Origin of the sequence: Pleionea mediterranea (assembly GCF_003148745.1) — a bacterium.
Classification (GTDB): domain Bacteria; phylum Pseudomonadota; class Gammaproteobacteria; order Enterobacterales; family Kangiellaceae; genus Pleionea; species Pleionea mediterranea.
This window is the reverse complement of the sequence record NZ_QGGU01000006.1, coordinates 175,865-197,928: the sequence shown is the minus strand read 5'-3', so window position 1 is coordinate 197,928 and position 22,064 is coordinate 175,865. Positions and strand designations below refer to the sequence as shown.

Genomic DNA, 22,064 nt, shown 5'->3' with positions numbered 1-22,064 from the left:
CTTACCTTTGATTAATAATATATTATTTTCGTAACTGCTCAGCAATATCTACTGAAATACGAGCAACTTCGAAAATCTCATCTTGTGGAATTGGACTTTGTGTTCCATGCCTAACAGCTTCCATAAATGCCTCTGAGCAATTAGCCTGTCCTTTATCTTGCGACCATAAGTTCAACTTGTTAAAACCCTTCCAACCAAAGCCAGTTAATTTACGAAAATTATCCAGCTGAAGAACACCGTTGTCACAAAATACTTCTATACGCTCTTTAGGAAAAGACTTACCACCGTTAGAAAAGTAATGAATTGAACCTACAGAGCCATCTTCAAATGCCAATGTAATAATAGCTTTATCTTCAGTGACTTTGACATAATCGTTATTACCCATGCTCACAGCATTGAATGAAGTTATTTTATAGCCTACAAAAAAACGCATTAAGTCTATGTAGTGACAAGCCTCGCCAATGATACGACCACCACCTACAGCAGGATCCTGGGTCCAATGGTCACTAGGTATGTCACCAGCATTCATTGTCATAATAAAGGTTTTCGGTGCAGCCTTTTTATCAAGCAACTGCTTCATTTTTTGTACTTGTGGAGCAAAGCGACGATTGTAACCTACCATAACCATGGTATTGGCTTTTTTCTGTGCCGCTTCAATTGCATCGATTTCTTCGTGATTTAACGCTAAAGGCTTTTCAACAAATACATGTTTACTTTTCTCAAGTGCTGCAATAGCTTGTGATGCATGCAAATTATGTTGGGTCGCTATTACAACTGTATCAGTTCTAGCATCGAGCGCATGCTCTATTTCAGTGGTTGCATTGGAAAAACCATTCTTCTTACCGTGATGTACAGCACTGATACCACCACTGGTTACAATGGTAGTTAAATTTGCTCCTGCCTTTTTAAAGGCCGGAATAAGCACACGAGAGGCATAGTTACCACCTCCAATAAAAGCTACATTCCCCTTCCTTTCTGTAAAGTCCGTAGATTCATTTAGAGAAACGGTAGAGCTCGTTATTTCTACTTTGTTTGATTTGCTATAGTCTAAAAGAATCCCTAGAGATGCTCGGTCATCCAACTTTTCGTAAGCAGCTTTTGCTTCGTCGATTTCAAAACGATGGCTTATCAGAGGCTGAACATCAATCGCGCCTGTTGCCATTAAGTCTAATACAGCCTCAAAATTGCGTTGCTCTGTCCAACGCACAAAAGCAAAAGGATAATCTTTACCTTTATTTTCATATTCTTCATCATAACGACCTGGTCCATATGAACAAGATACTTGAAAAGTTAGCTCCTTCTCGTAAAAGTCAGCTCGACTAAGCTCTAAGCCAACGACACCCACAAGAACAATGCGACCTCGTTTACGACACATTGTTGCAGCCTGATGCATGATATCGTTACTCTTGGAGCTCGCAGTAATCAACACAGCATCCACACCGTGCCCTCTCGAAAAAGCTTCGGCGATAGCGAGAGCATCTTCACCTTTAGATAAATCAACGACTTCTGCTCCAAACTGCTTTGCTAGGTCACATTTCGTAGTATCAAAATCAATCCCAAGGACTCGACATCCATTGGCTTTTAAAATTTGTACCGCAAGCAAACCAATCAAACCAAGTCCAGTCACAACAACTGTTTCACCCAGGGTAGGTTTAACTAACCGAATTCCTTGCATAGCTATTGCACCAAGCACAGTAAAAGAAGCTGATTCGTCATCAACACCTTCTGGAATTGCAGCTACCAAATTCTTAGGTACTCGTACGACCTCTGCATGATTTCCATTTGAAACAACTCTCGTTCCTTTTTCGAAGCCAGTATCACTTCCATCTAGCACAGTGCCGACATTACAATAACCTAGTGGTAAGGGCTGGTCGAGTTTTGACTTAACCGCATCGTAAGTTGCCGCAATACCATCGGTTTTTGCTTTTTCTAGCACCATTTTTACTTTATCTGGCTGTGAGCGGGCTTTTTCTATCCATCCTGCCTTCCCAAAATCTACGAGCATTCGCTCGGTACCAATTGAGACCAGTGTTTTCGTTGTTTTTATATTCACATTACCACATTTTACCTGAGGGTATGGGATCTCTTTAAGCTGCATTTCGCCGTTTTTAAGGTCTTGAAATATCTGTCTCATTACAATTTATTCTCACAAATAATTACTGAATTGGTATCTAAAGCTTCTTTAATTTTCAAAACAAAAAGTGCGCTACCTCTAACATAGTCTAAGGACTCTCCCGATGTATTATTCTTATGGGCATTGTAAGAGTGAGTAATATTCACACAGTGGCCATGATCTCGGTGACGTAACCTTTTTAAATGTTGTTTATCAATTATATCTAGACTAAGGTCTTGGAAGTCTCTTAATGAAGCGAGTAAATCCCCTTTGTGTATATTCAAATACTCACGAACCCCCTCAAAAGTATGTCCTTTTGCAGAGAATGTAAGTGCTGCTTGAGAGCCATCAGCAAACGTGACGGTTACAGCAAAATTTGACTTTGCCTCCGTTGCAATAGCAGGACTAATAGTGCAAGGGAAAGCATTTTCAATACCAACTAGGTGAAGACATAAATCTGACCAATGACATAGGTTTCCCATAACTCGACCGCCTTCAGCCTCAGAGAAGTACCAATGGTCATCGTCTATCTCATGACCAGCAATAAACCAGTTCATCATTATATTGCCCGGCTGCTTTTCTACCTCACCCATCAATATCTTAAACAATTTGCTTTTAGGTCTATTAAAACCGAGAAATACTCTAGAATTTGGGTAAGTAAGCATTGCCTGTTCTAGGCGTACAAGTTGCTCATAATTAACAACATGCGGCTTTTCTATATGCACATCCTTACCACACTCAAGAGCTAAAATGGCATACTCAGCATGGCTAGCGTGGTTTGAAGCTATATAAATCACCTTAACACCAGGATCATTTAATATTTCTTCATAATTCTCTGTTGCTTTATATGCTTTGTACTCTTTCGCTAAAGATAAAGATTTAGAACTATCAGTATCTAATGTATATTTTATTTTGCCTTGCGTTTTTTTCGAAACATAATGGGCAATTGTAGAAAATGCAAAGTTACCACAACCAATAATTGCAACATCACCATCGGTATTACCCTGTTCATTTACCCATTCATTGACAAACGACGTTTTTGATTGCATGTGATACTGAGAGCGAACCTTTTTTAAAGTTCGTTCTAAACCATACATACCTACATATCGGGTGACTTTCTTTATCTTAAATATTAAAGGTTCTTTAGTGTAATCCATTTTAATTCTCAATTTTCTTAAAAACAGCGACTGTACTTTCTTTGACGGATTCCCAACTGTACTCTTCTTCAAAAAGCTCTCGAGCCTTTTTACAAGCACTTATGTACGCATCATAATTAGCAACTAGAGCTAAAATATTCTTGTGTAACTCTCGAACATCCCCATAATCTGTGACTATACCACACGACTTACATTGAACAGGCTTAGATACTAACGCTTCACTATTGATAATTACTGGTCTTGAAACAGCCAATGACTCCGCTAATTTATTTGGCGCAGCATAAATATTGATAGTGCGATGTGGGCTATAGTGAGCGAAAACAAAATCACATTCTCTCGTAAGAGAGAGTACCTGCTCGTGATCTAAGAAGCCATAATATTTACAGTTTCTCTTTGACTCTAATCTTTCTATCAACTCTTTACTGCCTTCGCCGGCAACGTGTAACTCTACTCGCGGTTCCATTTCTGCTAGCTCTAGTAGAGTATCTATACCTCGACCTTCATCGAGCCAACCTGCAAAAACAAGCTTTATCTTATCATCCTCAAAACCCGCGTGCGGAGACGCCCCAGGATCAACAGGTGTGTTTCTAACTACTTGAATTTTCGACCTACAAAACTTAGGTAAGGCATCAGCCCTAAACTGCTCAGGAACCATAGTTGCAGTCGTAAACCTTACAATCAGCCCCTCGAATATATTTAGCAACTGATTCACTAACTTAGGGAGCGGGTATCTTTGACCAAAATTATCATGGATATTATATAGAGTTGATACTTTACTAAAGATTCGATAGAAAAAAACCGCAAAAAATGACTCTACGTCAGAAAAGTGTATAACATCAGGCTTTTTATCTTTGAGTAGCTTAAATGCACCTCGATTATATGAGACCACCCCCTTAAGATAGGTCATCAACCCAACTCCATTGAGCATCGGGTAAAACTTTCCGACTCGTTCAACTTCGAGACCATCCCATACGTCTTTACGTTTTAAATTTCCATCCCTGTAAGCACCAACAAAAAGAGTTTCGTAGCCTAATTCGTTAGCAACGTGAGCGACTCGCTTTACCCGAGGTATCGGCTTACTAGAAGTTCTAAGAAATATGATACGTTTCATTTCTTACCTTTAATGACAGGGTTGAAAACAACAGAATCGATAGCGATGAGACAACAATTGCCATTATGTTTCCTCCCCCTAGAAAAGTAATTAAGTACAACATCGAGATACCTAACAAATAACAATACGCCTCATAAATCGGCTGTTTAAATTTAAAAAAATTAGCGAACAATACCGCTGAAAAAAATAGACAACCGACATTGACCGCGCGAGCAAATGTATTCGCCTCAACTTCATTTAACCCATATACAATACTGTATATGTAAGCTTGGATAGGCGTAGAAAGAAACAGTAAGAGGCAAAGTATCGAAGCTGTTATCAATAGCTTCAGGTATGCTTTCTTAACATCTATTCTAGCAAGGCCAATATACGAAGCAAACAATGTATTTAAAGCTACGCCAAACACTGGCACTAACGAAAAAGCGACAAGGAACTCCTCGCCACCTGGAGTATCAGGTGATACTAGCCACCTAGGAGATAGCAGTAAAAATGCGCAAACACTTGCAGAAATTGAGTATGGGAGTAATGTAACTACTGTCTTCTTGTAGTCAAAACTCCATGGCTGTTTAGAAAGCTGTTTAAGCGAAACAAAAAAGTAAACTATCGAGTAAGCTAGTATTATCGGTGCAGATAAGGAAACCGAACTCTGTAAATCAAAGTCATATATAGCCAAACCCATTATCAAAAAAAGTAAAATTATAGACACTCTAAGTATTGAGCTTTTAAAAAACAAAAAACTACCTTTCGCAAAACCATACTTATAATTTAAAAAGCCAAACAAATAATCAACTATTGCTTCTGACACCTTAAAGCCAATGATCAAAATAGCCAACTCTACCCCTGCACCGACAACTTCAAAGGCCAAGATACAGATTATCGAAGACAGCAACACATTAACACCACGGAACAAAAAGTCATCTTGCTCAGATACAACATGTCCATGAATGTTTATAAATTGCCGCTGGCCCAAATACAAAAAGGAAAAAATTATCGTTGCAATGGCGAAAAAGCGAGACAATCCTGCGGCCAGAGCAAAATCACTAATTGCTGTAAACTGAATAACACCAATAGTTAGAAATGAAGTTAATATCAGCCCCAAGAAAGAATATATTTTAGCCACTTCTCTTCCTTGGAACGAGAACATTGTAGATACCATATAAACACAGTAATAACCCACCATTTAATAAAAACAGATAGAGAGAGTAGCAAAATGGTAAATAACAAAAAACCACGATAAACAATGCTATAGAAAAAGGGTTACTCTTATAAAGTAAAATATCATTTAAATACTTGAGCACCACAAAAACCAAGGCAGGTACGGCGACTAGACCTATATAACCAGCATTTACAAATACATCAACAGGCGCACCCAAAACAGCATTCCCTTGTTTTGACCCCCCTAAATACGAATGGAGCTCATTTGAGAATGCCGCTTGAGTACCAGGTAGCAATATAGATAAGTCAGAGAGCCACAATGAAAAAGCTGGGATATCGAGACTAGATAAGTATGGCAGAACATGCAGGTTTTCTTGTGGTACTGTTGCAAAAACTCTTGTTAAAAGGTTTAGAACCAGATTGAAAAAAGATTCAAAAATCCCTTCACCTTCGCCAGCTCTTCCCAAAAGTACATTAAGACAGAATATGAGAACTAATGGAATGAGAGAAAAGAAAAATATCTTGACTTTAGATATGTAGGCTCCCTCAGCCTTTTTCTTAATGAAAATAGATATAAGAACGGCCAAAAATAAAACTAAAACAGGCATGCGCTGCCCACCAAAGATCATTGCAATCAGAATAAGTCCTGCGACTAATACAAGAGTTAAAGCTCGATATTTTCCATAGTAATAAAGATAGAGCCATACGATTAAAGCAGGGGCAAATATATCTCTGACCTGCTTGATTATTCCGGGATAAAAATAGCCTGCCTCTCCGGATGAAATTGTTTTCCTTATATCCAATAGCGCAAAAGCTCCAGAAAAATGTCCTTTGATGATACGTTCATATACGAAGTAAATAAAAATTAAATTAATAACAATCACAAAAGAAACAGATAAAACAAGAAAAAATTTATTTTTGGTTTGGATATTACGTACCTGTTCTATACTCAGCCCGACCCGCATAGAAAGTCGATTTATTATCCAAAAAAAATAAGACGACAAAAACAAAAATACTGATAAGGAGAGCAAAAAAATCTCATCATCATTGAAGCCATCAATCAAAAGAAAAATGCACCCAACAGTATATATGACTAGACCGGATATATATGCATCATATAAGTGAAGCCCATTACTTTTCGTCTTGTTAAAAATTGCAATGCCGATTGTAAGCGCTGAAAAGAATAGTAGTAGTAGCAAAGCAACTAAAAAATACTCGCTATGAGAACTCAATTTGGTACTCACCTTTAGAATCAAGCTCGAAATATAGTCTCTTAATTTCAGTATATAGAGCACCATACTCTGTAAAAAACTTATCCTTCTTACAACTATCAGAAAGCAAGCCTTTTTGAAACTTTATATCAAATTCAGCAGAGTCTACTGGATAAAATACCGATGCACACTTTTCATCTGAGAACCAAATATCCGTTATTAAAAGACCATTATCAGTTAACATTAACTTTCGTCTATGGACTCCATTTTTTAATTCTACCTTCAAGCCATTCGCAGTTATTTCAGACTCCCCGACCGGTGCTATTGGAAAAACAGAGCCATGTGTCAAGCGGGCTTTTTCTGTTTTTCTTCTAAGTTGATTATGAGAATCATAAGATATTAATTGCTCGCGATAATTAAAATCTGAAGTATAGGGAGCGCAACCGCGCTCAACAATCAAGTCAGCTCCGTTTTTAAAAGTCCAAAAAGACATTACATCATCATGGTCATGAGGTGCTCTGCCAGCTAAACCTGCTCCCCCATACCTGACTATCACTTTGTAAGTATTATTTTCCATAACATAATATGGATATAACGAAAATGAGGTTTCGCTTTTTGTTTGATGAGACTCCACTAGTTGCCAAACGTCAGGGTTTAGACTCCGGACAAGCTCACTCAAAATACTAATAGCTTTGGAACTAGGCACATTTGATGTGTATAAGGTTGCCTCTCTTGATGACTGACCGAAGTTAAACACTTGACCACTATCCGAGTCGCCGAAGATGGGTAATAACGCCTTTGAGCTCGATAACATATTCACGCTATCTATCATGCTCAATAGTTTATCCGAGAGTGGCTTATTTGATGTAACATCTGGAAGCAGTGCACAGGCTATTAATGCAATATCAACACAGAGTCGGTTATAAATAGTGCTGAACTCTAGGTGCATGCCACCATCTGGAAACTGCTGTTCAAATAACGCTAGCAGTCTCTGAGGTTCATAACTTTCCCCAGCCGCATACATTATTGCAGCAACTCCAGCCTCTGTTGCGAGGTAATGATTTCCAGGCACGTCACTAATTTCAGGGTAAAGCTCTAAATAAGCCTTATGGCTTGCTATTAGCTTTAACAAAAGGTCGTTAAGCTGTTTGTGTTGCTCTTTTTCTAATAACAGGAGTATCACTACTAAATTCATAACTCGAATAGCGACCTCCATTGAGCTAATCCAGTTCACACCATAAAGGAATGGATTTTCATTCGACCAATTTGTCAAACGGGTATACACATCCTCTATAGGGAGCCTGTCATGAGCAACTAAGATCGCTATTTCAGTTAACCATTGTAAACGACTCTTTTCCCATGGGACTTTAATATCGCAACAAGTGTCGGCCTTAATGAAATCTATGGCGAAAGAGAGTTCCTTGGTATACCAGTCAAAATTATGCACGCAGTCTTTTGAATACGTTCCTTTTGAATAAATATCGACTAAGCCATAGCCCAAGCAAGGATATCCATGGTCATAGCTTTCAACTCTTTGAGCTAAGTAATCAAGCTTTTCGTTCGACAGGCGCATTACTAAAGGGGCTCTATTATGCTCCTGTAGCCGGTCGTAATATTTACTCACTTTATGCCTAAGTAGCGGACTACTCTGTGAATAGATAAGCTTTTTATTAAGCTCTACCTTTGCTTTGTTTATCAAAAAAGAAGGCGGTGATTCACACAGCCTCTTTAGTATATATTTGACTTTATTAATATTCACAAGGGCGTTCTACTACCAAATTCCTTTTGTGTCTACTACATGTGCAATCGCTGGCTTACCTGACGATTTAAATTCTTTGTGGTCTACCAGCAACACAGCAATATCAGCTTCCTGCTGGGCTTGTTCAAAGGTCGCCAGTTCAAAATTCTGATTAGATACTTTATGAATATTAGGCTCAACCGCCAGCACTTTTCCCTTGTGTAACGAAGCGATTTGCTGAGTGATGTCCATTGCTGGACTCTCTCGAAGATCATCGATATCGGGTTTAAATGCTAAACCAAAACATGCGACCGTCACATCTTCGACTCGCTTTTTGGGATTAGCCTGAAGAAAGTCTGAAATTGCTATTTTTACTTTATCAATAACCCACCTAGGTTTACCATCATTAACCTGGCGAGCAGTATGTATAATTTTAGCTTGCTCTGGTGTGTTACTTACTATGAACCAAGGATCAACGGCAATGCAGTGGCCACCAACACCCGGACCAGGTTGCAAAATATTAATACGAGGGTGACGATTAGCTAGAGAAATTAGCTCCCACACATTAATATCTAATTTGTCGCATATAATTGAAAGTTCATTAGCAAAGGCAATTTGTACATCGCGGCAAGAGTTTTCGGTTAGCTTTGCCATTTCTGCAGTACGCGCATTAGTGACAACACACTCCCCTTCAACAAAAACTTTATATAACTCAATCGCTCGCTTAGAGCACTTTTCTGTCATTCCACCAATAACGCGGTCGTTCTCTACCAGTTCTCGTACCACATGACCAGGCAATACACGTTCTGGGCAGTGCGCCACATTAATGTCGGCCTCAATACCGACTTGTTGTGGAAAACTTAAATCCCTCCGCGCCACGGCCATCCACTTCGCCATTTGCTCAGTTGCCCCTACAGGCGAGGTTGATTCAAGAATGACTAAATCGCCTTTCTTTAACACCGGCGCAATCGCCTTCGCTGCAGCTTCAATATAGCTCAGGTCTGGCTCAGGAATATCGCTGTTACTATCTTTAAAAGGTGTGGGTACCGCAATTAAAAAAGCATCGGCGGGCTCTGGTTGAGTGACCGCTTTTAAATAGCCCTCATTCACTGCAGCGTGCACAATCATATCAAGTTCGGGCTCAACAATATGAATTTCGCCACGATTGATTGTGTCTACCGCATGCTGATTTACATCAACACCAATCACGTTTTTCTTCCGCGAGGCAAACATCGCTGCAGTCGGCAACCCGATGTAACCAAGCCCGACAACTGAAACTGTATTAAATGACATCAAAATTCCCTAAACCCTATACTTTGGTTAAAACTTATTGAGCTAAAATATCACAAATGCGTTTGCACGCTTTACCGTCTCCATAAGGATTGTGTGCAAAGCTCATTTCATCATACGCAACCTGATCAGTGAGTAAGGTATTGAGTGATTCACTGATCACCTTTTTATCTGTACCCACTAACTTTACGGTTCCGGCGCTAACCGCTTCGGGGCGCTCTGTGGTATCTCGCATCACTAGCACGGGTTTACCTAAGCTAGGCGCCTCCTCTTGAATACCGCCTGAGTCAGTTAAAATAATATGCGCTCGGTTCATTAAATATACAAAGGGCAAATATTGTTGTGGCTCAATCAGGCGAATATTCTCAACCCCAGCCAATATGCGATTTACAGGCTCTTGAACATTGGGGTTTAAATGCACCGGGTAAACTATTTGCACATTGGGGTGAGCATTTGCAATCTCAACCAAGGCCTCACAAATACGTTCAAATCCGCCTCCAAAGCTTTCCCGACGGTGTCCTGTAACCAAAATAAGCTTTTTATCCGCATTTAAAAATGGAAACTGAGCATTGAGCGTGGACCGTAAATCAGTATCTGATTCAAGCTTATCTTTTATCATCAACAAGGCATCGATCACTGTATTCCCAGTAATATGAATGTCCTCGGAATGATAATTTTCCGCCAGTAAATTATCTTTACTAGTTTGCGTTGGCGCAAAGTGGTACTTTGTTAATGAACCTGTGAGTTTCCGATTTCCCTCTTCCGGCCACGGGCTATAAATATTACCTGTACGTAAGCCTGCTTCCACATGCCCTACCGCTATTTGTTCATAGTAAGCAGCAAGACTTGCCGCTAAGGTGGTCGCGGTATCACCGTGCACCAGCACCACATCTGGCTTAAATTCTTTCAACACGGGGGTAAGCTCTAATAAAATCCGGCTGGTTACTTCTGGTAGAGTTTGTCCGGCTTTCATCAAATTTAGGTCGTAGTCGGGTTTTATTTCAAATAGCGCTAAGACTTGATCCAACATCTCGCGGTGCTGAGCGGTTACGCAAACTTTTGACTCAAAATGCTCACTGCCAGCCAACGTATGTACCAAAGGCGCCATTTTGATAGCTTCTGGACGAGTGCCAAATACGCTTAATATCTTTTTCAACTTTTATTCCTTTTTGTCAATTCGAAAGTAAGAAATTAGAACAAAAGTCATGGCAAACAAACCACCCAATATTGTACCAAGCACAGAAATCAGTGCTCGTTTAGGCTTCGACTCTTCTTCTGCTACTTTAGCTGGGCTTATTGTTTTAAAAACATACTCATCACTTACTTCGGCTAACATTAATGTTTTTGTTTGCTCCTCAATAAGTTGATAGAAGACCGCTTGCATGCCAGCAATATTAGTTTCGTTGATTTTTTTATTTAAGTACTCAATGCTTTTTTTTGCTTCTGCTTTATCTTGTGTTTGTATATGACCATTAATTGCTAACACTAACTTATCAACCCACTCTTTCGCCATGTAAGGAGAATAGTACTCTACGGATAATTTAACCAAACCTGAATTCTTATCTTGGCTTATTCTTACTCGATCTTTAAATTTCTCGTATAATTCCCAACTGTTTGGCATCGCAGTTTCGCCTTTAGACGAGGCAACCTCCCTTACCCATTTTTTGCTTTCAGTATCATAGATACCTTCATCAAAAATAATTTTATTGGTTTTTCGGTCCCATCCCTTTGCAGCAAAAACTTCTGCTTCAATATTGTTCTCGCGAATATAATCCTCTAAAAACCCCCAGGTTTTTATAATTTCCATAGCAATAACAGACTTATCTTCGCCCCCCGCCCCACTGAGGTTTATTCCGGCCAATGAAGCTAACCCACCAAACTGCCCAGCTAACTTTGCCAATCCACCAGCACTGCTGTTCTGTGATGCAGGGGCTAAAATTGCTGTGGATTTATACTCATTAGGTAAAGTAAAAGCATAAACTACGGAAGCAGCAGTAAATAGAAAAGTCACACCAATTATAATCCACTTACCTTGCCAAATTGCTCGCCACAGCTCACGCAAGTCGATTTCATCACTGTCACCTGTGGACGATGAAGTGGCGAGTTTCGAGTAGCGAGTTTCGAGATCTTTCAACTTTCGTTCTAGGCTTTCATTATTATGTTCAGGCATTAGTTTTAAGTTTTAAGTTTTAAGTTTTAAGTTTTAAGTTTTAAGTTTTAAGTTTTAAGTTTTAAGTTTTAAGTTTTAAGTTTTAAGTTGCGAGTTGCGAGTTGCGAGTTGCGAGTTGCGAGTTGCGAGTTGCGAGTTGCGAGTTGCGAGTTGCGAGTTGCGAGTTGCGAGTTGCTCGACATTAAAACCTAATCGACCAATCAATTCCAAAAGAAGTGGTATCAAACTCACCTAATTTTGTTGTTAACGCTTCATCTCTTGATGTAACACTAAAAATAAAACTACCAAAGTTTTGAGTTAAGTAATTCCACTTAAAAATAACTTCACCAAACTTCACTTGGCTGTCGCTAATACTGTGACCACCGGGTTGGGCATTATTTTCACCGTCAACATTTAACTCTATTTGTGAGCTTAATAAACTAAAACTTCCCCAGTCGGGTATTTGGTAAGTTAATAAAAGAGACGTCATTATTGAGTCATTATCGATTGTTGAACCTATACTGCGACCACGATATCGATAACCATGCTGATATATCCCATGTTCATATAAAACATTATACCCACTAAACTCTTCACCGGGTGTATTGCCGTCACCATCCACTTTGGTATCGGTGTATTCCAACGAAACCATTAGCGGATTATCAAACACTGCTGCATTTAGTGATGCACCATAAAGAAAGGATTTTTTGGACGGGGCATAACCGGCTTCATCTTCACCTACGGTTTGCAGATATAAACGGGAAGGAACAATCCAATTGGGCCGCCAGGTTAAATCGATACCGGCTAACTGATTGCCTGGCTCGTTTGAATTATCGTCACAGGATAAGCCGCCTTCATCGCAATTGTCCAAACCTATCATCATATCCAAAAATGAGTCGAAGGTTTCTGGTCGACCCTCGCCGCCCCATTGTGCGGTTCGGCGTAAACCCACTTCTAAACTGTCTAGTGGTTTAAACGCTACGGACATGCCAACCAATTTAGCGTTATTAATGGTACGCTGATCATCCAGTTGACCAATAAAGCCATTAAACGTCCATGGGCCAATCCAGCTTAACAATGGTGTTTCAAAACTTTCTGCGTAGTTGCGCTTTAAGTAAACCGCAGGTATTGGCTTGGCGTTATTCGATAAAATGATTGAATGTTGAAAACCTGGGCCCCACCACTGCTCTATTTGCCCTAACGAGAATACCCAGTTACCGCCAATGGCAGAGACATAACTGCCATCAAATCGCTTGTCGTCACCATCCACAGAGTCGGGTGCTAAGGTCACTTCCAGATTCCAGGCAAAGTTATTACTCATACCTGACGTTCGTGTTGAAAACTCACGCTTATCGCGCGCGTTATCGCCAAAATAGCGCAATAACTGAGGTTCTTGTGCTGCACTGATGCGAAACTCAGTAAAGGTATTATCATCGCCGGTTTCACGGCGTCCGGTTCTTAACACCCGGAAAAAAGTGCTGTGATACTGTTCTGGTATTGAATTTACATTAGCATTACTTAAGTCTTTAAGAATTGGCCCCCAAGTTAACGGCCAGGTAGTGACTGGTGTTTTGATCACACCCAGATTTGCCAAGGTTTCGATATCCGCACGAAGCCAAAGATTATCGGTTTTAATGAAGGGTTCAGAGTTCGCCAGAACTCCCCACATTATTGAGACTGACAATACTATGTACTTAATATTTTTCATTGTTCGTTTTATTTTTTCCTAAAGGCGAACTTAGTTTTAAGTTTTAAGTTTTAAGTTTTAAGTTTTAAGTAAATTGTCTGCGTTTTTTCATTATCGCTGCAAGTATAGCGGTAATCTCTTTTGATTCTTGAAGCCACCTTTCGGCAACGTCAATATCTAAAAAACCTGCTTTTTTACCAATGAACACCTGAGTATAGAACTCTCCAGCAGAAGCTTTAGCGTATGATAGAAAATTTATTGACTCTTTAATCGATTCTCGCTCAACACCTTCAGCAATATTACTCGGTATTGAAAGAGCCGAACGAGTCAACTGATCTCTAAAGCCATAATCTCTTATTTTTGTAGAGTATTTATACGCTTCAACAGAAAGCTCGACAGCTCTCATCCATACATCCATTCGATCAAACTTCATCAGACCTCCTGTCGATGTTTTTCAAACTTTAAGTTTGAAGTCTTAGGTTTTAGGTCTTAGGTCTTCAAACTTCAGACTTCACTCTTAAGACTTTATCTAAATTCTCGTAATCGCCGCGGCACCCAGTGCTAGCTGATAAACCACCTGACTGACTTTACTCCAGAGATCGAGGCTGTTGGTTGCGTCAACATCTAATGGAACCACTATGGTGTCACCCGGTTCAATTTTTACGCCCATGGCGTTTACCCAGCCAGATTTGTAAGGCAGAGTGACTGAGCCATCAGCTTTAACAATGTAGATGCGTTCATCGTCGGCTTTTTCCGTTTCACCACCGCTGCGCTCGATGTATTCTTCGAACGTTAAATACTGATCAAACAAATGCGAGGTTGGGTATTGTACTTCGCCCACCACACTGACTTCTTGACGGAATGATGGTATTACCAACATGTCACCATTTTTCAAAATAACATCGTCGGTTTTGTTTGCCAGTATGGATTTTAAATCGATAACCAAACGGCCAAGAGCCTCAGTAGTATCCAGTGATTCTGATAGCTGCTCTAAAGAATTTAAGTTTGTGCTTTTACCAACATTGGCTTGCTCTAACTGAGAATTGGCAATATCCGCTTTTAAACGCTCTCGTAATTCTTTTAGTTGCTTGGCTTCGCGCTCTTTTAAATCTTCCCTGGTGAACACTGCGGCTTCAACGTGAGCAAAATCGGTAAAACCGCCCACGCGTTTCATAAGATCTTTTAAGGTTTCGCCTTTTTTAATGCGGTAAGTGCCCGGAAACTTCACTTCGCCATCCACTTCCACTAACGCAAATTCACGATAGTCGGGGCGCTGACGAATATTCACCACATCCCGTGATTGCAATTTAAAGTTATCGGCTGTGACGCCTTCGCCTTCGGTCAGTTTTATACTGTGATGTTCAACCTGTGTATGCTCTGGATTGCGCATGGAAATGCGAGTCACTTCGCCATTAAGCGTGTAGGCCGACTCGGCCAATCCGCCCGCCATGGCAATCAGTTGATCAACCGTCATATTGTTGGCCAGCGGGTATTGACCCGGGAAGCGAACCATCCCTGAGATGGCAACCACTTTAGCAAAGCTTTGTGATGACGCCTGATTTTCCAGCCGTTTAACCAATAGATCCAACTGCTCATTTCGACGTTTAGGCGCTTTGGTTTCACCCAGTATAGTGGTCAGTTCTTCTTTATTGGGTGTTTCATAACCCAGCACAATCAGTTGATCTTGAGGCTTTAATGCAACATTAAATGAAGAATTCGGCTGCGACAGCGCCTGCTTTAAGTTAACCGTGATGACTGACAAGTCACGTAACGGTAAAGACTCGCGGACTAAAATAGCGCTTTCGAGCTGGGGTAATGGTTTTAATGCATTGACCGATGCAACCAGATCGGTGACTTTAAGTCCGGGCTTCCAGGCGATTTTCTTTTCTCGATACACATGACCGGTTAATTTTACCGAACCACGATTCACTTCAACCCGTTCACGAACCTGTAAATGATCCCCTGACTTAAGCGACTGACTGGATGCTTGTGGATTATTAACTTCAATAATCGTGGTAAAGCCCTGCTCATTTACCCGCGTTAACTGCGCTTCTTGCTTATACGCTGTTGGGCCAAGGCCACCGGCCAGTTCGATCAAACGTTCGACACTGTTTTCATTCTTCAGCTCATAAATGGCAGGCCGTTTGACCGCACCATCCACGGAAACCGTTGTGCCTACCGGCGGAATATAAATCACATCGCCCGGTAATAATCGTTGATCGTTTCGTGTGTCGCCTTTAAGCAATAAGTCGTAAAGATCAAGGGTTGTGATTAACTTACCCTGACGTTTTAGCTGAATGTTTCTTAAGGAACCAATATCGGAAATACCACCGCTGACGAATAGAGCATTGGTGATGGTTGAAAGAGATGAGACGGTGTAAGAGCCAGGTTTATAAGCTTCCCCTAGCAGAAAAACTTGAATGGAGCGTAACTCACCTAAGGATATACTGGCGTCCACACCAATCATCTGCTCTTTAATGCGTTTGTGCAGTAACGATTTAGCTTCAGCAAACGATAAACCGGCCAACGATATTGGGCCTAATTCCGGAAAGTTAATCTGACCGTTTCGATTGACCACCAGGGATAACTGCTGGCTCATTTTACCAAACAGCTGTATTTCCAGGGTATCGCCCGGACCGATTACGTAGTTGACAGGTACAGGTATATTATTAGCGGGTGCAAAAGACGTTGGGTCACCGGCAAAAAGTTCATAACCAAAGGCTTTAAGCGGTTCAAGCTCTTCAAGCTCCGCTTTTTCTTCAATATCCTGAAGAATTCTCGCCAGTTGCTCAGGCGTCATGGCTGCGATTTGTTCAGGGGTAAATAACGATAATGGATTTTGCTCCTGCTCATCCTGAAATTCTTTGTCACTTTTGTTTTTTGTGGCTCTCGGATTAACCACAGGAGTATTTCCTGTATCATCCTTCTGACCTGACATAGATGAATTGTTTTGGAGCTGTGAACACAAGGAGTCCAGATTGTACCCCGCCGCTTTAGCCATCTGCTTTTGCTGTGGCGTCGCGTTATTACACATTTGCTTGGCTTGAGACAGATCAACCTGCTGTGCAGCGTAAGCGGGTACAGCGGAAGACAATAGTGCCCAAAAGAATATTAAAAATCCGGTTTTTATAATTTTCATCATAATAGTGATCTAAGTAATCGCATTAAAGTAAGTCGAATGAAAACGGTGATGTGTTCTGTATTAAAGCAAATCTGGTTTAAAACAAATCTGGTTTAAAAATATTGTTTCGAATGTACTGTGAAAAAGTCGTGCCAAAAAAGCCCGCCAATAATAAACGACTCAATGGTAAAATACTGGCTTCAGGCACGCTACCGCCCCTGAATTGTGGCTTCCAGTGTGCCAAAGTATGAAATCCGTCACATTTTGAGTGCCGGTATTGTAATGAAACTGTTACAACAATGAAACGTAAAACTGCCCGGAATGCCGTTTAATTCTGCTTATTGTGCTTATACGTTCAAAGTTTACCCAAATCGCTTAAATTAACCGCCAGCGATTGCTGCTTTCCTAATATTTCGAGCAAAATAATGGCTCTTTCTTCGCCATCCAGCGACTGAAAAATAGCGCTTAAGCCTTTAAACGGACCTTCCTTTATTTCGACCGAATCGCCCTGTTTTGGCAACATGGATAATTTCAGCGGCTTGTCATCCTCGCCAAGAGTGCTTTTTAGATGATTAATGATATCGGGCATTACCATAGCGGGCTTACCGGCAAATCGAATCACATCGCGTATGCCACGGGTAGAACGAATTTTGCTCCAGAACACACTATCCTTGGGTAACGCAACAAACAAATATCCCGGAAACAACGGCTCAATGCGAACACTGCGTTTACCCCGAAGCGATTTTTCCACTTCTATCTCGGGCAAAAAGTATTCGATGAATTGATTACTCAGGTGTTCCGCGGCACGCTGTTCTTGTTTCGGTTTGGTGGCCACCAGATACCACAAAGCTTGCTCCGTCATCAGTTAGTGTTTCAATGCTTGAGAGGTTGGTACAGACTGAATCCCTCGAGACTCAAAGTACTGGGTGTTTTTACTCGATAATTGTTGTGCCAACTGTTTAGCGCCCAATTGTTTTAACATCTTTTGATAAAACCCTCGTTTCATACGCGTGTAACGGATCCCCTGAAACCGAAGATCACGGAACAACCACTGGTTGTCCACTTTGACAATATTAAAATCCACTTTCATATCAGGCATATAATCCAAAACGATACGCAGCGTCAGCCAACCTTTATTCATTGCATGATTGAGTTGAACGTCTTCGAGCACAACCGGTTGACCAGAATAATGCTCGTGCGCTTCCATAAAGTAACGCACCAATGTATTACGCAGTGAATGTCGTAAATCCAACTTTTCTTTTTGACTCAGTTGCTGCCAGTCGGTTCGACCGATTAACGCTAACAAGGTTGCATCCAAATCCCAAAAATCGACAATCTTTTGTTCCGCCAATGACTTTAGTGCCTGAGCGTTTTTATATCGTTCCGGATATGTGCTTAATTGCTGAAACACATAATCAAGACGCTGTTTAAAAAAGCGATGAATGGTTTGATGGCTATCGGACGGACTTTCGTTTGCTTCGGAGGGCGCCGAAGAGTTTTGATTTGATCGATTGTCAGTATCCCCAGCCTTAACAACAGGCTGCAGCAGCACTGCCAGAAAAATGGCAGAGTAGAATCCGTAACGGATGCTCCATCTGGACTGTTTTTGACAAAATAGTGACATGTTTACCGCTCAAATTACCCGAAATCCAACAGCGCGCAATTATAGCAAGGAGTCCTACACGCAACCAGAAGTCAGTCACGAAAGTTGGATAAAACTGCTTGCAAGCTGAAAATGAACTGGGTAAGATACGCGCCTCTTTTGAGAGTCCTTCTCAATAGGCGCGTAGCTCAGTTGGTTAGAGCACCACCTTGACATGGTGGGGGTCGTTGGTTCGAATCCGATCGCGCCTACCATTTTCTCTATCGAATTTCGAAAAAATGATAAAACATCTTAATTCTTTGCTTTAAGATCGAGCTCTAGATTTTGATCTTCTCGCCACCTGCAGCTCACCGCCCTAAACCAGCTTTTTATCTTCTAACTCGAAGCTCGCTACTTTTAAAACTTCAAACTTAACTCTTCAAACTTCTATCTTTTAACCCGCAACTCGCAACTCGCAACGCTCTTTCTATCTCTTAAAACTTCAAACTTAGCTCTTCAAACTTCAAACCTAATACCCATCCGGATTATTCGACTGCCATCGCCAGGCATCTTCGAGCATTTCTTGCAGTCCTTTTTTCGCAGACCAGCCCAACTGTTGTTTCGCTAACGAGGCATCGGCCCAACATTCGGCAATATCACCCGGTCGTCGTTCGGTGATTTGATAGTTGACCGCTTTGCCTGTGACAGACTCAAAGGTATTCACAATATCCAACACGGAATAGCCCTGCCCTGTTCCCAGGTTATAAATGCAGGTACCGGACAGTGCATCCAGTTTTTCTGCAGCACTAACATGGGCCGCCGCCAGATCTTCCACATGAATATAATCACGAACGCCTGTGCCGTCTTTTGTTGGGTAATCATTGCCAAATACCGACAGCTGCTGAAGTTTTCCTACCGCAACCTGTGTGACATAGGGTAATAGATTATTTGGGATATCTTTTGGATCTTCGCCAATAATGCCGCTTTTATGGGCACCGATTGGATTAAAGTAGCGCAGTAATACAACCGTCCACTCGGGATCAGAACTTTGCAGATCCGTTAATATATTTTCCACCATCAACTTGCTGCTGCCATAAGGGTTTGTGGTTGAGGTAGCAAACGACTCGGTAATAGGCACCGTTCCTGGATCGCCATAAACCGTGGCCGACGAACTGAACACAATATTTTTACACCCGGCTTCAGCCATCACTTCGCATAAGGTTACGGTACCAGCAACATTATTATCATAATATTTAAGCGGTAACTGGGTAGATTCGCCAACCGCTTTTAGGCCCGCAAAATGAATCACCGAACTAAACTTATATTGCTGAAACAGCTCACGTAATGCATCAAAATTACGGATATCATAGGCATAAAAATCGGGACGTACACCGGATAACTTTTCAATACGATCCAGCACCAATTCTTTCGAATTGGATAAATTATCGATGATCACCACTTTAAAACCTGCAGCAATAAGCTGAATGACCGTATGACTGCCAATATATCCGGTACCACCGGTCACTAAAACTGTTTGCATAACCTAACTCCATTTTAAAAATTCAAACGATTTGAGTTTCGAGTTTCGAGTTTCGAAACTCTTAAAACTTATCTCTTAAAACTTCTTGCTTTTGCTTCTCGCCACTCGCAACTTTTTATTTTCGCAACTTTCACTTAATCTTGCTTAACCAACATAAGCCTGTTCTCTTAACTGCATAATACGATCGCGAATATTAGCGGCATTTTCAAACTCAAGGTTTTTCGCGTGTTCATGCATTTCCTTTTCCAGTCGTTTAATTTCTTTTTCCGCTTCGGCTGGCGTCAATACTTTATACTTGCCTTTTTTATCGGATACTTTCGCCAGCTTCACTTTGCCCCGTTTGTCGGAACTGCCAATATCCATAACATCAGCTATGGCTCGTTGAACGCTTTTTGGCGTAATGCCATGTTCTTTATTGAAGGCTTCCTGCTTTTCTCGACGACGATCAGTTTCATCAATCGCTTTTCGCATGGAGTTAGTGATCCTGTCACCGTATAAAATCGCTTTACCATTAAGATTTCGCGCGGCGCGACCAATGGTCTGAATAAGCGATCGCTCTGAACGTAAAAAGCCTTCTTTGTCCGCGTCGAGAATGGCCACAAGAGAGACTTCCGGCATATCCAGACCTTCTCTTAACAAGTTGATGCCGACCAACACATCAAACTCACCCAGTCTTAAATCACGGATTATCTCCATGCGTTCAACCGTGTCAATATCAGAATGCAGATAACGCACTCTTACGCCATGCTCCATCAAATAATCGGTCAAATCTTCTGACATGCGTTTGGTTAACGTGGTTACCAGAACCCGTTCGTTAACCGCTGTGCGTAAAGCAATTTCTGACAAGAGATCATCAACCTGGGTGCCCACAGGCCTAACTTCGATGTCAGGATCGGTTAGTCCCGTGGGCCGGACCACCTGCTCAACGATTTGACCCGAATGAGTTTTCTCATAATCGGATGGCGTAGCGGATACAAAAATGGTTTGTGGTGCCAGTCGTTCAAACTCATCAAACTTCAACGGCCGATTATCCAGCGCCGAGGGTAAACGAAATCCATAGTTCACCAATGTTTCTTTACGTGACCGATCGCCTTTGTACATGGCACCAATTTGCGGCACAGTGACGTGCGACTCATCGATGATCATTAACGCATCGTCAGGCAAATAATCAATTAAGGTGGGCGGCGCTTCACCAATTTGTCGGCCCGATAAATAGCGGGAGTAATTTTCGATGCCGGAGCAATAGCCAAGCTCAACCATCATTTCGATATCAAACTTTACCCGCTGCTCAATGCGTTGGGCTTCTATTAATTTATGATCTTTTTCAAATACGGTGAGTCGGTCTTTGAGCTCATCTTTAATCTGCTCAATTGCGTCTAATACGGTTTGTCTTCCAGTCACATAATGACTCTTTGGGAAAATAGTCACCCGCATCATTTTTTTAATGATTTCGCCGGTTAAGGGATCAAACTGACTGATTTGCTCTATTTCATCATCAAACAGTTCAATTCGAATGGCGTCTCGTTCTGACTCTGCCGGAAATACATCGATTACATCGCCGCGCACCCGATAAGTGGCCCGCTGTAAATCCAGATCGTTGCGCGTGTATTGCAGTTCCGCCAATCGCCGTAATACACCGCGTTGATCGATCTCATCGCCTACTTTTAGATGCATCACCATCGAGTGAAACTTTTCTGGATCACCCAGACCGTAAATTGCCGACACAGAAGCGACAATAACGGCATCACGTCGTTCCAGTAATGCTCTGGTGGCAGACAGCCGCATTTGTTCTATGTGATCATTGATCGAGGCATCTTTTTCGATAAACGTATCGGTGGTCGGTACGTAGGCTTCGGGTTGATAGTAGTCGTAATAAGACACAAAATATTCAACGGCATTGTTGGGGAAAAACTCTTTCATTTCGCCATAAAGTTGCGCCGCCAATGTTTTGTTAGGCGCCATAATCAGTGCCGGTCTTCCTGACTGGGCGATCACATTGGCCATGGTATAAGTTTTACCAGAACCGGTAACCCCTAGCAGGGTTTGATGCGCCAAGCCGTCATCAAGCCCTTCCAACAACGAACGGATAGCATTGGGCTGATCACCAGCAGGTTTAAAGGGTGTATTGAGCTTGTATTCGACGGTCATAACAACAACTTATTGAAATTGAGGACGGATTATAACTTAGGATAAGTTTTGGAGCGAGGTTC

The 22,064-nt window shown here is 41.4% G+C and carries 16 protein-coding genes and 1 tRNA gene; 1 reads left to right on the top strand and 16 read right to left on the bottom strand.

Annotation, left to right across the window (positions count from 1 at the left end; all coding sequences use genetic code 11):
- Window positions 1-22 precede the first annotated feature (22 nt).
- From C8D97_RS09490 to C8D97_RS09425, 14 genes are all read right to left on the bottom strand, one after another.
- Entirely contained in the window at window positions 23-2,134 is a 2,112-nt protein-coding gene (locus tag C8D97_RS09490; RefSeq protein WP_109763539.1) for a bi-domain-containing oxidoreductase, read from the bottom strand.
- Complete coding sequence (locus C8D97_RS09485; protein WP_109763538.1) at window positions 2,134-3,270, bottom strand: Gfo/Idh/MocA family protein; 1,137 nt, start codon at window positions 3,268-3,270, stop codon at window positions 2,134-2,136. Before C8D97_RS09485 ends, C8D97_RS09490 begins: the two co-directional genes overlap by 1 nt.
- A 1-nt stretch (window position 3,271) precedes the next feature.
- On the bottom strand, window positions 3,272-4,381 hold the full coding sequence (locus C8D97_RS09480) for a glycosyltransferase (protein WP_109763537.1): 1,110 nt from the start codon (window positions 4,379-4,381) through the stop codon (window positions 3,272-3,274).
- Window positions 4,359-5,501 carry a hypothetical protein gene (locus C8D97_RS09475; protein WP_109763536.1) on the bottom strand — a complete coding sequence of 381 codons (1,143 nt, stop codon included), beginning with the start codon at window positions 5,499-5,501 and terminating at the stop codon, window positions 4,359-4,361. The genes C8D97_RS09480 and C8D97_RS09475 overlap by 23 nt, the downstream gene beginning before the upstream one ends.
- On the bottom strand, window positions 5,494-6,768 hold the full coding sequence (locus C8D97_RS09470; protein ID WP_109763535.1) for a hypothetical protein: 1,275 nt from the start codon (window positions 6,766-6,768) through the stop codon (window positions 5,494-5,496). The genes C8D97_RS09475 and C8D97_RS09470 overlap by 8 nt, the downstream gene beginning before the upstream one ends.
- On the bottom strand, window positions 6,755-8,506 hold the full coding sequence (locus C8D97_RS09465; protein ID WP_109763534.1) for a heparinase II/III domain-containing protein: 1,752 nt from the start codon (window positions 8,504-8,506) through the stop codon (window positions 6,755-6,757). Before C8D97_RS09465 ends, C8D97_RS09470 begins: the two co-directional genes overlap by 14 nt.
- A gap of 12 nt (window positions 8,507-8,518) precedes the next feature.
- The gene (gene wecC / locus C8D97_RS09460) at window positions 8,519-9,778 is read right to left on the bottom strand and encodes a UDP-N-acetyl-D-mannosamine dehydrogenase (RefSeq protein ID WP_109763533.1); all 1,260 of its coding nucleotides are present in this window, start codon (window positions 9,776-9,778) and stop codon (window positions 8,519-8,521) included.
- Between the two features lie 34 nt (window positions 9,779-9,812).
- Entirely contained in the window at window positions 9,813-10,931 is a 1,119-nt protein-coding gene (wecB, locus tag C8D97_RS09455) for a non-hydrolyzing UDP-N-acetylglucosamine 2-epimerase (RefSeq protein WP_210204902.1), read from the bottom strand.
- Between the two features lie 3 nt (window positions 10,932-10,934).
- Window positions 10,935-11,945 (bottom strand): Wzz/FepE/Etk N-terminal domain-containing protein, encoded by a 1,011-nt coding sequence (locus C8D97_RS09450; protein ID WP_109763532.1) that lies wholly within the window; start codon window positions 11,943-11,945, stop codon window positions 10,935-10,937.
- Between the two features lie 181 nt (window positions 11,946-12,126).
- On the bottom strand, window positions 12,127-13,632 hold the full coding sequence (locus C8D97_RS09445) for a capsule assembly Wzi family protein (RefSeq protein ID WP_109763531.1): 1,506 nt from the start codon (window positions 13,630-13,632) through the stop codon (window positions 12,127-12,129).
- 64 nt (window positions 13,633-13,696) lie between these two features.
- On the bottom strand, window positions 13,697-14,044 hold the full coding sequence (locus C8D97_RS09440; RefSeq protein WP_109763530.1) for a four helix bundle protein: 348 nt from the start codon (window positions 14,042-14,044) through the stop codon (window positions 13,697-13,699).
- Window positions 14,045-14,140: 96 nt separating this feature from the next.
- Window positions 14,141-16,753 (bottom strand): SLBB domain-containing protein, encoded by a 2,613-nt coding sequence (locus tag C8D97_RS09435; RefSeq protein WP_109763529.1) that lies wholly within the window; start codon window positions 16,751-16,753, stop codon window positions 14,141-14,143.
- A gap of 334 nt (window positions 16,754-17,087) precedes the next feature.
- A complete protein-coding gene (rfaH, locus tag C8D97_RS09430) occupies window positions 17,088-17,594 on the bottom strand; it encodes a transcription/translation regulatory transformer protein RfaH (RefSeq protein ID WP_109763528.1) in 507 nt (168 codons plus the stop codon).
- Window positions 17,595-17,597: 3 nt separating this feature from the next.
- Window positions 17,598-18,356: an ABC transporter substrate-binding protein gene (locus C8D97_RS09425; protein ID WP_109763527.1), complete on the bottom strand. Its 759-nt coding sequence runs from the start codon at window positions 18,354-18,356 to the stop codon at window positions 17,598-17,600.
- A 156-nt stretch (window positions 18,357-18,512) separates the two neighbouring features.
- Here C8D97_RS09425 and C8D97_RS09420 point away from each other — a divergent pair.
- A tRNA-Val gene (locus tag C8D97_RS09420) sits at window positions 18,513-18,589 on the top strand.
- 254 nt (window positions 18,590-18,843) lie between these two features.
- Here C8D97_RS09420 and galE read toward each other — a convergent pair.
- Both galE and uvrB read right to left on the bottom strand, forming a co-directional pair.
- Window positions 18,844-19,854, bottom strand: coding sequence for a UDP-glucose 4-epimerase GalE (galE, locus tag C8D97_RS09415; RefSeq protein ID WP_109763526.1), 1,011 nt, complete (start codon window positions 19,852-19,854; stop codon window positions 18,844-18,846).
- A 144-nt stretch (window positions 19,855-19,998) separates the two neighbouring features.
- Window positions 19,999-22,002, bottom strand: a complete 2,004-nt coding sequence (gene uvrB, locus C8D97_RS09410; protein WP_109763525.1) for an excinuclease ABC subunit UvrB — start codon at window positions 22,000-22,002, stop codon at window positions 19,999-20,001.
- Between the last annotated feature and the right edge of the window lie 62 nt (window positions 22,003-22,064).

Bases quoted from the DNA above. Each gene is read 5' to 3' on its own strand.
- C8D97_RS09490 (WP_109763539.1), bottom strand. From the start codon at position 2,134: ATGAGACAGATATTTCAAGACCTTAAAAACGGCGAAATGCAGCTTAAA.
- C8D97_RS09485 (WP_109763538.1), bottom strand. From the start codon at position 3,270: ATGGATTACACTAAAGAACCTTTAATATTTAAGATAAAGAAAGTCACC.
- C8D97_RS09480 (WP_109763537.1), bottom strand. From the start codon at position 4,381: ATGAAACGTATCATATTTCTTAGAACTTCTAGTAAGCCGATACCTCGG.
- wecC (WP_109763533.1), bottom strand. From the start codon at position 9,778: ATGTCATTTAATACAGTTTCAGTTGTCGGGCTTGGTTACATCGGGTTG.
- C8D97_RS09450 (WP_109763532.1), bottom strand. From the start codon at position 11,945: ATGCCTGAACATAATAATGAAAGCCTAGAACGAAAGTTGAAAGATCTC.
- C8D97_RS09445 (WP_109763531.1), bottom strand. From the start codon at position 13,632: ATGAAAAATATTAAGTACATAGTATTGTCAGTCTCAATAATGTGGGGA.
- C8D97_RS09440 (WP_109763530.1), bottom strand. From the start codon at position 14,044: ATGAAGTTTGATCGAATGGATGTATGGATGAGAGCTGTCGAGCTTTCT.
- C8D97_RS09435 (WP_109763529.1), bottom strand. From the start codon at position 16,753: ATGATGAAAATTATAAAAACCGGATTTTTAATATTCTTTTGGGCACTA.
- rfaH (WP_109763528.1), bottom strand. From the start codon at position 17,594: ATGACGGAGCAAGCTTTGTGGTATCTGGTGGCCACCAAACCGAAACAA.
- C8D97_RS09425 (WP_109763527.1), bottom strand. From the start codon at position 18,356: ATGTCACTATTTTGTCAAAAACAGTCCAGATGGAGCATCCGTTACGGA.
- galE (WP_109763526.1), bottom strand. From the start codon at position 19,854: ATGCAAACAGTTTTAGTGACCGGTGGTACCGGATATATTGGCAGTCAT.
- uvrB (WP_109763525.1), bottom strand. From the start codon at position 22,002: ATGACCGTCGAATACAAGCTCAATACACCCTTTAAACCTGCTGGTGAT.